Origin of the sequence: Paenibacillus sp. KS1 (genome assembly GCF_001680695.1) — a bacterium.
Classification (GTDB): domain Bacteria; phylum Bacillota; class Bacilli; order Paenibacillales; family Paenibacillaceae; genus Paenibacillus_B; species Paenibacillus_B suaedae.
Genome location: NZ_MAIS01000009.1, coordinates 32,500 through 45,480, shown reverse-complemented (window position 1 = coordinate 45,480; position 12,981 = coordinate 32,500). Strand labels below are relative to the sequence as shown.

Below are 12,981 nucleotides of genomic sequence, written 5' to 3'. Positions count from 1 at the left end.
GGACGTGAAAACGGTTTTGGAACGTTTCGAACATAAAGCATTCACGAAAGAGGAGGCTCAATTGCGGATTTCTTCATTGAATAAGGGAGAATTCTGGTTAACTTTTGAATACGGTGAGCCCTATCTGCAAGACCATACTGTCTTTGGCGAGCAAGTTCTTCTTGGCGTTACCCATTGCTCTTTGGCAATAGAGGCAGTTAATCATGTTCGGCACACTTTTCCGCTTCAATTTAGCCGACTATTGTTCCAAAGAACAGCGACGGTCAAATCAGGAGAATCAATTGATATCAGATCCAGATTGACGATGGGGGACGACAAGAAACAAAAATTTACAAGTTTGTACAAAAAATCGTCCGAAAATACTTGGACGGAAGCGGCTGTCGCAGAAATCGAGAGGATGGAAAAGATTGAGCCGATTCAAAAAAATATCCCAGGTGTATTGGACGAACCGGATCGGATTATGCAAGGTCGGGAAATTTACGAGAAGTTATCGAAGTCGCCTGTCTGTCATGGGGAGTCGCTCAGAACCGTTGAGCATGTTTATATCCGCGATCATGTCGTGCTCGGGAGATTATGCCTTTCGGAAGAATTCGCAAGCTCGGAAGGAAATTATATTGCACATCCCGCCCTTCTGGACGGAGCCATCGTCAGCAGCATGTGCGGTATCCGTGAAGCACGGGACGGGGCGTTTATACCGCTGTTCATCAAACGAGTTACCGTATTTGCGCCTCTGTTGCAGCGGTGCTTTTCATGGTCAGAAGTCATAAAAATGAATTCCGAATTAATTGAAACCAATATTTATGTATGTGACGAAGAAGGGAATTGCCTGTTAATGCTGGAGGGTGTAACCTGCAAGCGGGCAGAGTCCTCCGCGCTTTTGGATAGTTCGGAAAAGGAAGCTAATGTAGCTGGAATTCACCGCATGATCAATAAAACGGAGTCTACAATCGTCAGGTCGAATGCTAGTGCTGAGGGGGATTATCACGATCCGCTCAGAAGCAACATTGAGAAGTATTTGACAGAACGGGTTTCGTGCTTGATCTCGGAAGGAAAAACAATTGGCGATAAGAGCAAAAATTTTATGGATATGGGAATTGACTCTACGAGATTGATCGAATTGGCTCGTGAGCTCGAGGTCGAGTTAGGTATAGAATTATACCCAACTTTGTTTTTTGAATATCAAAATATTCTCGATTTATCGACTTATTTCGCTAAGCAATATCCTGAGGTTATGCGATCAAAATTGCATGTTCCGGAATCGGCAGCCAGTCAGATACTGGAGATGGGGCAAAAGGATCGGGCAGCAGAACTGCCGTTCTCAGAACCGATGTTGTCTACGGGTCCCCAAACTAGTAGCGACGAATTTGAAAGAACGTATGGAGCAAAGGAGCTTCGGAAGCAGAGCAGTGAACGGGATATAGCAGTAATCGGAATGTCAGGCATGTTCGCTGGTTCTCCGGATCTACCTTCATTCTGGAACAACATTCGCGAGGGCGTAGATTTAATGCAAGAAATTCCGCACGAACATTTTGATTATCGGCCATGGTACGACCCGACACCGTATGCAACCGACAAAATGTATTGCAAGTGGGGGAGCTTCATTGATGATGTGGATAAATTCGATGCGGAATTTTTTAATATCTCCCCACGTGAGGCGCAAATGATGGATCCGCAACTTAGACTGCTCTTGCAGGTGCTTTATGGAACGATGGAGGATGCCGGATATGCGGGACGCATAAGAGGAACGCATACGGGGATGTATGTTGGAGCCTGCTTCCAGGATTATAAAGATAGGCTCCCGCAAACGGTTGATCCGCACTCTGGGACAGGGAATGCGTCCACCATGCTGGCTAATCGCCCCTCATTTTATTTTAATTTATTGGGCCCGAGTGTGTTTATCGATACTGCTTGCTCCTCTTCTTTGGTTGCCTTGCATTTAGCGTGCCGGGCATTGCGCAATCAGGAATGTGAAATGGCATTTGTCGCGGGAACCAATTTATTGTTAAGTTCGCATCATTATCGCTATTTCTGCAGCATTGGAGCATTATCCGCTACGGGAAGATGCCATACATTCGATGCCGCGGCAGACGGATATGTTCCAGGAGAGGGAGTAGGGGCAGTTTTATTGAAGCCGTTGCAGCAAGCTTTGCGGGATGGGGATCGCGTTCATGCGGTTATAAAAGGGACGGCGATTAATCATGGTGGATACACTCCATCGATTACGGCTCCAAGCATGTTGCAGGAGGCCAAGGTCATCATGGACGCATGGAAAGATGCCGAAATTAATCCGACATCGATCGGTTATATCGAAGCCCATGGGACAGGAACGAAATTGGGTGATCCTGTAGAAATAAATGCGTTAAAGGAGGCGTTCAAGCCGTACGCCGGGCAAGGCGCAGCATTTTGCGCTGTAGGTTCCGCGAAGGCGCATATCGGACATGCAGAGGGTGCTGCAGGCATAGCGGGCTTGCTTAAGGCGATTTTGTCTTTGCAGCATAAGGAAATTCCTGCAATGCCTCGGTTTCATGAGTTGAATCCGTATATTAAGCTGGAAAGCTCGCCGTTATACATTAATCGTGAAGTCATTCCATGGGAATCGGTCAATGGAGAGCCAAGAAGAGCTGGCGTGAGCTCCTTCGGATTCGGCGGCGCTTACGCGCATGTCGTCGTGGAAGAGTATGTCTCCCCCTCTGTTGACGAGAGCCAGTTGCATACGCTGGCGCCGCACGTAATTGTAATGTCTGCCCTAAATCGGGACAGATTGATAGAGCAAGCGGCACGATTTATTGCTTATGTCGAGAAGTATAATGCAAGTCTGTGCATAGACGATATTGCCTTTACTTTGCAAACCGGGCGGAAGCATATGGAAGAAAGGCTCGCTTTCGTTGCAGCTGATCTTACATCCGTAGTAAGTCGATTGCAGGCCTTTATCAATGGTGGAGGCGTTGAGCAAGGGATCCATTCCGGCAATGTGAAACAAAGTGGATCCTCGTTGGAGCTTATGTTAGGCGGTGCTTCAGGAAAAGACTTCATTCGCTCTATCCAATCTCATGACGAAACATATAAGCTTGCCCAATTGTGGGTATGGGGAGCACAGATCGACTGGTATTCCCTTTGGCCTGAGCGAATAGGCAAAGTCGTATCATTGCCTACTTACCCATTCGCCAAGAAGCGGCATTGGGCTGCAGAGGATCAGCCGCAGCCGCACTCTTCTGGAAGTCTTCTATCGATTGGGAACCTACATGTCGAACGTTCTATGAAAGAGTCCGGTCTCGTGTTCGAAACCGTCGTCGCTCCGGAAGACTCAATTATGTCAGACCATTTAGTTCACGGTTTGCCGACGATGCCAGCCGCAGTATTTTTGGATATGGCGTCTCAAGCGGCAGCGTTGATTGCTAAAGGAAAAGAGTTTCATCTGATGGATGTAGTGCTTGCACGAGCATTGACGGCAGATACCGTGCCCAAAAAAATTGAATTTGTAATGAAAACATCAAATGCTGGAACACAGTTCGAAGTGCGCAGTCCAGGCAAACATTCAGAAATACATGTTCAGGGTCTTATTGGAATGCAGCCCTCGTTAAAATTGCGGAATTCCGTAAATCTGCAGGAGCGAATGGAGATTGCCGATAGCACGATTGAAGCAGAACAATTATATGATGCGTTCCGCAATCTGGGCATTCAGTATGGCCCCTTCTTCGAATCTGTGCGGAAAATATGGATTAAGGGCGATCAAGCGCTCTGTTATCTCGAAGCACCAGAAGGCGGTGCAGGCAGTTTTCATCAAATCCATCCGTCGCTCTTGGACGGAGCATTGCAGGGCATCATTGGCATTTTCGCTGCAAAAGGCATAATAGAGCCATATCTGCCATTCAGTATCGATGAGTTGATATGGTCACACTCAATACAAGGAAGTGCATATGCGTTAGTAACGACTGCAGGGAATGACAAATTCGATATTGAGCTGACGGATGCCCAAGGAAAAGTGGGCGTTCATATAAGCGGCTTGCGCATCAGAAAAGCTAGGGATCCGCTTGCGTCCCTACTGTATGTTCCAAAATGGGAGCGGGATCCAAATGAAATCCGTGAACATGCTGCGACTTCTAGAGGGAAACGGATATTGATTGCCGCTGCTCCGGGGTGGGAAAGGTTCTCTGAGGCTCTATGCCAATATCATCTGGACGATAGGGTGGTCGGATTTCCATTAACTCATGCATCTCTATCGGAACAGCAGGCAGGTGCACATCCTTTTTTCTCGGGAGAGGATGCACCGGAAATTATTTATATCTTGGTGGGCTTCAGCGATACACAGGAACGTGTAGATGCAATCGGCCTGGAGCAAAGCCAAGAATATGGAATTATCGCGCTTTATCGCCTGTTCCGTGCATGGAGCAAACTCGGTTATTTGCATCAATCCGTTCAATTAAAGGTAGTTACAAATCGTGCCTTTGCTGTTGAGGGAGATGAAGCAAGTCCCTTTACCGGAGGCATCTTTGGGTTTGTCAAATCGATTGCTCGAGAATATTTGAACTGGAATATTCATTGCTTGGATGTTAGCCTCGATTTGCAAAATGGGAACGAGGGAGAAAGACGAAGCACTGCTGAAGCGATTGTTAGGGAAAACGAGAGATACCACGGAGAAATTGCATTTAGGAATGGGAAACGGTATAAGCGCCTGTTATATCCGATTGTACTTCCACGGGCCGAGAAGTCTGCCTTCAAACAAGAAGGGGTGTATTTTATCGCTGGCGGAGCTGGAGGAATCGGTATAGAGTTATGCCGCTTTTTATCGCGCCATTACGGGGCGAAACTCGTCTTGATTGGGCGTCGCTCTATTAAAGAATTGACTGCTAGCACACAGTCAATGATTAATGAAATTGGTGCTGATTTGCTGTATTTGACAGCGGATTTAGCGAATCAGGAGGAAATGGAAGAGGCTGCAGCCACAGCTAAACGGCGTTTCGGAAAAATAGACGGGGTCATTCATTCTGCTTTGGTGCTGAAGGACTGCTCGTTAGAAGCGCTCGAGGAGGAAACGCTGCTCGAAGTTATGCGACCGAAGGCCGCGGGCAGCATTGAGCTCTATGAAGTATTTAAAAACGAGCCGCTTGATTTCATGCTCTTTTTCTCATCAGTGCAGTCGTTTTCCGGCAATGCGGGTCAAAGTAATTATGCTGCCGCCTGTTCCTTTAAAGACGCGATTGCAAATTACATTCGTGAAAAGGTCAGTTACCCGGTTCATATCGTGAACTGGGGCTATTGGGGGAGTGTTGGTGTAGTAGCGAATGACAGCTACCAAAAGCGGCTAGCCGCACAAGGATTATATTCCATCGATCCAATGGTAGGGATGGAGGCAATCGTTCGTACTCTCGCTTGGAACATCCCGCAATTAATTGCTATAAATGCGGATGTCAACGTTATTAAGGGAATCGGTGGGAAGCTTGATGCGACCGTTGTCGTTCCCGCAGAACAGTCTGCTTCTATTCCGCATGCAAGACTAAATATCTCGGAACGCCCTAAAATGGGTACGAAGCATGTTAGAAAGTCCCTACATGCACGGGGCATTATCAACGAATTCGGGCAGCAGATGCTGATGAATGCTTTCCAACGCATGGGCGTTTTTTTACCAGATGGAGAGGCTGTCAGAGCAGATGAGTTGCAGAAAAAGCTAGGGATTATTCCGCAATACTCCAGGTTGTTGGAAGGATTGTTGCAAATTGCTGCAACAGCGGGACATTTAGAGGAGCAAGGGACGTATTTGTCTGGCACTTGCACTGCTACCTCACTGGATGAGCTTGCAGAACGCAAGAAGCAGTGGTGTGACTTGCATCCAGACATTAGGCCGCAGCTGGAACTAATATGGGAGTGCGTGCGTCACTATCCGGAAATCTTGACTGGGCAAGTGCCGGCGGAGAACATATTGTTCCCGGAAGGTTCAATGGAACTGGTTGGATCCGTCTATCAAGGAAACGCCGATTCCGATTATTACAATGGCGTAGCGGCTTGGGCACTGCAGCGCTATATCGAATTAAGACTGCCCGATTTGAAGCAAGGCAGCATCATTAAAATATTGGAAATTGGTGCTGGAACCGGTGGAACGAGTTCTCGAATCTTGCCAGCGCTTCAAAAACACAGAGACAACTTATCTTATACGTATTCAGATATTTCAAAAGCTTTTCTCAAATATGGTCAGGAAACGTTCGGAAAGGGATTTCCTTTTGTAGAATTCAAACTGCTTAATATTGAAAAAGAAGTATTGCAGCAGGGATTCGCAACTGGAGAATATGATGTCGTAATTGCGGCAAATGTACTTCATGCTACGCAAAATATTGAGCGCACATTAAGGCATGTTAAAACATTGTTGAAACCGAATGGGTGGCTCGTCATCAATGAAGTGACGTCGAGAATGGATTTCTTGACGATGACATTCGGATTGCTCGAAGGCTGGTGGCTGTTCAAGGATGACTTGCGAATTCCGCACTCGCCACTGTTGTCGCCAGCGTGTTGGAAAAAGCAATTGTCGGTGCAAGGCTTCCGCGGTGTTACGTTATTGGCGGATGCTGAGGAGAAAATGGAGCATAGTCAGCAAGTCATAATAGGTGAGAGCGATGGTCTCTATGTTGTGAATAATCCGGAAGCCATAGAAATATCGGCAACTGGCGCCGCACTAGAAAATGTAGCACCGTCTACTTCTAGGATTGAGCCCCCTTTCCATACGCCCGGTCAAATTGAGCGTTTGGAACAGCCGACGCAAGATACTGGCAGATTGTCGCAAGCGGAATTACAGCGTTATGTAGCCAATAGGCTGGTTTTATTTTTGCGGATGACGTTAAAGCTTACAGACGACGATATAAAGTCGGAAAAGCAATTTACTGATTATGGTGTTGATTCCATAATGGGGCTGGAATTTGTGAAGCACATAAATGAGGAATTCGGCATTACGATGCGGACTACCGCATTGTTTGATTATGGAAATGTTCGTGATTTATCCGCATATCTCTGCAAGGAATATGGCAAGCTCATTGCTCCGCAATCGAAGGAGGGCAGGCATGAAGGTCCTCCGAAGTCGACCAATTCGCTCGTTGAAGAAGTGGGGGAGAGAACGCAATTCGAATTGTTTCAAAATCTGGCGGATGGGAAGATGAGTGGTACCGAAGTGTTAAAGCTACTGGGAGGTATCTGATGGACAACGTTGAAAAAGTGAAGCAGATCATTTCCATGATTGAAAGCCATCAAATGACGCCTGAGGAGGGATATCGGCACATCCAACAGATCAGGCAAGGCATCGAGACCTTCATTGATAAATGCTCAGAATGGTACAAGGTATACTTGACGAAGCCGGGAGCCATTGAAGACATTGTCTTGGATGCTGTTCAACCCAGCGTTCCGTCCAATAGCGAAGTGCAAGTGCTGGTTAAAGCATTTTCGATAAATTTTGGTGATATTTTATGTATTAAGGGGCTTTATCCAACCCAACCGGATTATCCATTTACACCAGGATTTGAATTTTCCGGCATTGTGATGAATACGGGGAGCCGTGTTACACGAGTAAAAATCGGGGATGAGGTCATCGGGCTGACAGGTGCACGCATGGGGGCGCATAGCTGCGTTGTCAACACGGATGAGCATTTCCTCGTTAAGAAACCGAAGCATATTACATTTGAACAAGGCTGTAGTTTTCCCGTCGTTGCCTTGACGTTGCAATCCGTATTTGACAAAGCCAACCTTCGGCCTGGGGAGAAAATATTGATTCAAACCGCGGCGGGAGGAACAGGTCTAGTCGCTGTGCAGATGGCGCAGAAAATAGGTGCTGAAATATTTGCAACCGCCGGATCAAAGGAGAAGCTGGAATATTTAAAGCAGTTAGGCGTGCCACACCTGATTCATTATAAAGAAGAGGATTTTGCAGATAAGATCATACAGTGGACGAATAACTACGGAGTTGACGTTGTCATCAATACGCTGTCTGGAGAGGCAGTGCAAAAAGGCTTGAACTTGTTGGCCCCCAATGGCAGATACATTGAAATTGCCGTCGCTGGCTTAAAGGCCTCCGGTGCAATAAGCTTGTCCCATCTTGTTGACAATCAAAGCTTTCACAGTATAAATATCCGCAAATTACTGACGGGGAGTCCTGACAAGTTATCGCTTTATTTGGAACGAATGGCCAATATGCTGGAAAAAGGTGAGGTACAACCTAGTGTGGGCCGCGTTTTTACTTTTACTGAGATTAAAGAAGCATATAAGTATTTGGAAAGCGGTAGCAATATTGGGAAAGTAGTCGTGTCTACGGAAGCTTCCTTACCGACAGCGTTCTCTACCAGTTGGATGAAGCCGAAGCAGACAGACTTGTCAGAAGAGGTTCGACCGTTACGGAAGTGTTCGGATATAGCTATTATTGGCGCTGCCGGTAAGTTTCCCGGAGCCAAAAATTTGGATGAGTTCTGGGACAATTTGAAGAACGGGCGCTGCACAATCGGTGAAATCCCTAAAGAACGCTGGGATACCGAGCAATATTATGATCCGGATCCGAAGAAGCTTGACAAGACGTATTGCAAATGGGGCGGCATACTCGAAGATATCGATCAATTCGATGCGGTGTTCTTCAACATGTCAGGGAAGGAAGCTGAGGTCACCGATCCACAGCAGCGTATTTTTTTGGAAGTATGCTGGAATGCCTTGGAAGATGCTGGATATGCGATCGAGTCCATGGATAAAAAGAAGTGCGGTGTATTCGTTGGCGCCAGCGGAGGAGACTATCTCGCCAAAATGCAAGAGGACGGGGTACCGATGGAACCCCAGTCGTTCTGGGGCAATTCCGCTTCGGTTCTTGCTGCCAGAATATCGTACTTTCTGAATTTGAAGGGTCCAAGCCTCACTATCGATACGGCTTGCTCATCATCACTGGTGGCGATTCATTTGGGATGCCGCAGCATACTTGCAGGAGAAAGTGAGATGGCTATTGCGGGGGGCGTTTTTATTTCCTTGACACCCGCCTTCATTATTTTATCCAGTAATGCAGGAATGCTGTCTCCCGTCGGTCGATGCAAAGCATTCGACGATGGGGCAGACGGCTTCGTACCTGGTGAAGGGGCAGGCGCCGTTGTACTTAAGTCGCTAGATGCAGCCCTGCGAGACGGAGATCATATTTACGGCGTTATTAAAGGTTCGGCTATCAATCAGGATGGAAAAACGAATGGCATGACGGCTCCTAGCACACTATCCCAGACGGAGGTCGAGCTTACCGTTTATCGCGAGGCCAATATTCATCCTCGTACCATTCAGTTGGTGGAAGCTCACGGAACTGGAACGAAGCTGGGGGATCCGATTGAAGTGGAAGCATTGACAAATGCATTTCGCAAGTATACGCACGAAACCCAATTTTGCAAAATCGGTTCAGTCAAAACCAATATCGGGCATGCTGCTGCTGCTGCCGGAGTCGCCAGCGTCATTAAAGTGTTATTAGCCTTAAAGTATAAGCAAATTCCTCCTAATATACATTTCAGGCAGCAAAATCGGCACATTCAATTTGAAGAGACGCCGTTCCGGGTCGCTGCCGAATTAGAACAATGGACGGCTTCGGACGTTCCTAGGAGGGCAGCCGTCAGTTCTTTCGGCTTTAGCGGCACGAATGCTCACATGGTAATTGAGGAAGCGCCGCGTGCAGATGCATGTTTATCTCCGGAGCTTCCTTATTATGTAGTACCGATCTCGGCCAAAAACAAACAAGCCTATGATAGTGCATTGAAGAAAATGCTGAAGTGGCTGGAAATAGAAGCAGTTGATTGTTCAATTTCAGATATTTCCTATTCATTGCAGATTTCACGTATGCATTTCTCATACCGTTCGATGCTCCTTGTTCAAACTAAACAAGAATTAATCGAAAAGCTTAAACGATACTTGAACGGTGAACAGATTGAAAACTTCTTCCTCTGCAATCTGAAGGATCACAGAAGTATTGAGACAAAGGTATTTCCGGAGGAATCACAAGAAGTCTTATTTGAGGCCGCGATGCTCTCGACGGATTATGGCAACAAAGTTAAGACAGCGATCGAAATGTATTGCCAAGGTAATGAAGTTCCTTGGCATGAGTTGTGGCCGCTTGGAACGGTTCGTAAAATACCGCTCCCGACTTACTCGTTTAACCGGCAACGGTATTGGTATAGACAAGGGAGAAGGCAAAGCGTAAATAAGGCTTCGAGACGATCAGGGGTAAAGCTGCATCCTCTTGTGGAACAAAATGTGTCGACAATCGAAGAAACTAAATTTTCGTTAACCTTAACGGGTGATGAATTTTATATTCAGGATCATGTAGTGGGCGCAGCTCCGTTAATGCCGGGTGCTGCTTATATTGAAATGGCTGTCGCTTCGGCGGAGCTTGCTTTTCAAGCGCAGATTTCTAGTCTGAGGAATGTCATATGGGCAAGCCCGTTGTCAGTAGAGAATGAGCCTTGCCGTCTTGAAATTCGGTACCGGAAGGAAAAAGCGGGAGCATCTTATGAAATTTATTCAATCCAGCCGGGAAGTGGGGAAATCATCCATTCCAGAGGAAACATCGGGACAGTGACGGTTGATAAGCCTGCAAGTAAATTGGATATTCAAGAAATTGTAAACAGGAGCAGCTCTTCTTACTCTAAAGAGCATTGTTACAACATGTTCCGAACGGCGGGATTTCAATACGGTTCGACCTTTCAATCCATTCAGCATTTATGGGTGAATCGTCAGGAGGCGATAGCGCGCCTAGAACTCGCTGCCGAATGTGATGAGAATGATTCCATTTTCAATCTGCATCCAGCTATGTTGGACGGTGCGCTGCAGACGGTCATGGGAAATTTATTGTTCGGCGATGCATCTGTAGATGAGCGATATCTTCCCTTCTCAGTAGGAACGATAGACATCTATGATCGCATACCGAGAAGCGGTTATGCATATGTTCGGGATAGGACGGATTCCCAGCGGATCGCGGACATGAAATGCTTTGATGTGTATGTTACTGACGACGAGGGACGCCTGATTGTTCATTTAAAGGAGTTCTTGAGTCGTGCAGTGTCTGCAGCGCCATTGTTGCAAGTCAAGCAAAATCATACCGCGAGTCCAGAATGGCTGCGCTTCAGACCTATTTGGAAGCCAGAGGAGCGTGTGTCGATTCCTGAGAATCGGCTCGAGGGCTCCGTTCTTGTATGGAGCCATTCAGAGGGATTTTTCAGAAAAATAAGGGGACAATGCGTTAATCCCGAGCGGGCTGTATGGGTTAAGCCGGGGAACTGCTTCCTTACAACGGATTCCGGCCATTATACCGTTGCGCTGGAGAGTGAGGAAGATATGCGCCTTCTCATCCGTGCGACAGAGCAAAATGAAGTGGAACCAAGCCATATCATCGTTCATTCGCGATCTGCGGAAAAAAAGCCTGATTTGCTTCAGGTGGACGAGCAATTGGAGCAAGTCCTTTATCCAGTATTCATGCTGATTAGAGAGCTTGTGGCAGCCAAGTCCAAGCGCCAATTGAATGTGCTCTATGCTTTCCAGAATGGTGGAGGCCAGCCGTTTCCTTATGCCGCGGCCATTGCGTCCTTTTTGAAGTCAGTTTCCTTAGAACATCCGAATGTACAAACCAAGAGCGTGGAATGGGGAATGCCCGTCGAGGATGATTCTGACTTAATGGTAGAAACGCTGATAACCGAATTGGTTCGTATATTGCCATCAGAGAGGGAGATTCGCTACCAAAACGGTAAAAGAGAAGTTGCGGCGATAGAGGAAATCTATTCGCCAAGTGAGTATTCGGCGTATTCTTTGAAAGATAAAGGCATTTATGCGATAACAGGCGGGATGGGAGGAATCGGCTTTGGAATTGCGGAGCATCTTGCCCGAACGCATCAAGCCGGTCTTGCTCTATTGGGAAGAAGCCCGTTTAATCCGTGTATCGAGGAGAAAATAGCCAAGCTTCGCGCTTACGGTTCCGAAGTGATTTATCTCGAAGCTGACTTGGCAATTTATTCAGACACCGAACGAGCTGTAGAACGTATATGCAGCCACTTTGGTCGACTGCATGGCATTTTCCACTGTGCCGGCTTAACTCGCGACTCCTTATTAGTTAAGAAAACGCTTACAGATTTGAAGGGTGTTCTGGCTGCGAAAGTGTGGGGAACGGTTCATTTAGATTGCGCGTCGCAGCGCCATGTTCCTAATCTTGATTTTTTGATGTTGTTTTCATCGGTGTCGGAATGCATGGAAATGTGGGACAAACCGATTATGCGTATGCCAACCGCTTTATGGATCGTTATGCGGAATACAGGAGTGTCCGTGAAGGCGGAGGAAGAACCATTTCTATCAGTTGGCCTTTATGGAAGGAAGGCGGCATGAAAATCGATCCACATACGGAGCGCTTATTCATGACGGCGGTAGGCATGTCGGGCATCTCGACTGAGACTGGACTTGCAATTATTAAGGAAGGGTTGCTTTTGAACCATGCCCATATAGCTGTCATCGCCGGAAACGGAGAGAAAATCAGAAAATGGGCAGGCGTGACTGTGACGGAAAACAACCCAGGAAGAACTAAGCAAGGTCACATACGCGAGAAGGATATATCAATTTCGTCCGAAAGCGATGAAACCAGGTGGCATGAACAATATCGTTCAGACGTTGTACAGATCATTTCGTCCGTTCTTCGTATCGATCGCGAGGCAATTGATTATTACGGGGAGCTTGCCGAATATGGGTTCGACTCACTGACATTGACTGAGTTTGCGGCGCAATTGGGAGGGGCTTATCAACTGGAGCTCACTCCGGCTTCTTTTTTCGGACACTCCACGATTGAAGGAATTGCAGAAGCGATATTCGAAGAATTCAAGGATAATATTTTCATTGCACTCCGTGAAAAAGGGAATTCAGTGCATCCTGAAAAACGTGCAAGCTTGGCGAATAAAAAGGAGCCTCCCGCTGACTTAAGCGAGGATTCGGATCATATGATTCACTCTTCTAAGGTGGATA

At 46.9% G+C, this 12,981-nt stretch carries 1 protein-coding gene and 1 pseudogene; both read left to right on the top strand.

Annotated features, from left to right (window positions below; translation table 11 throughout):
- Positions 1-4: 4 nt before the first annotated feature.
- The gene (locus BBG47_RS04950) at positions 5-7,180 is read left to right on the top strand and encodes an SDR family NAD(P)-dependent oxidoreductase (RefSeq protein ID WP_175400482.1); all 7,176 of its coding nucleotides are present in this window, start codon (positions 5-7) and stop codon (positions 7,178-7,180) included.
- Positions 7,180-12,936, top strand: a pseudogene (locus BBG47_RS04945) (acyl carrier protein); the annotation flags it as partial. The gene BBG47_RS04950 and the pseudogene BBG47_RS04945, both read left to right, overlap by 1 nt.
- Positions 12,937-12,981: the final 45 nt, after the last annotated feature.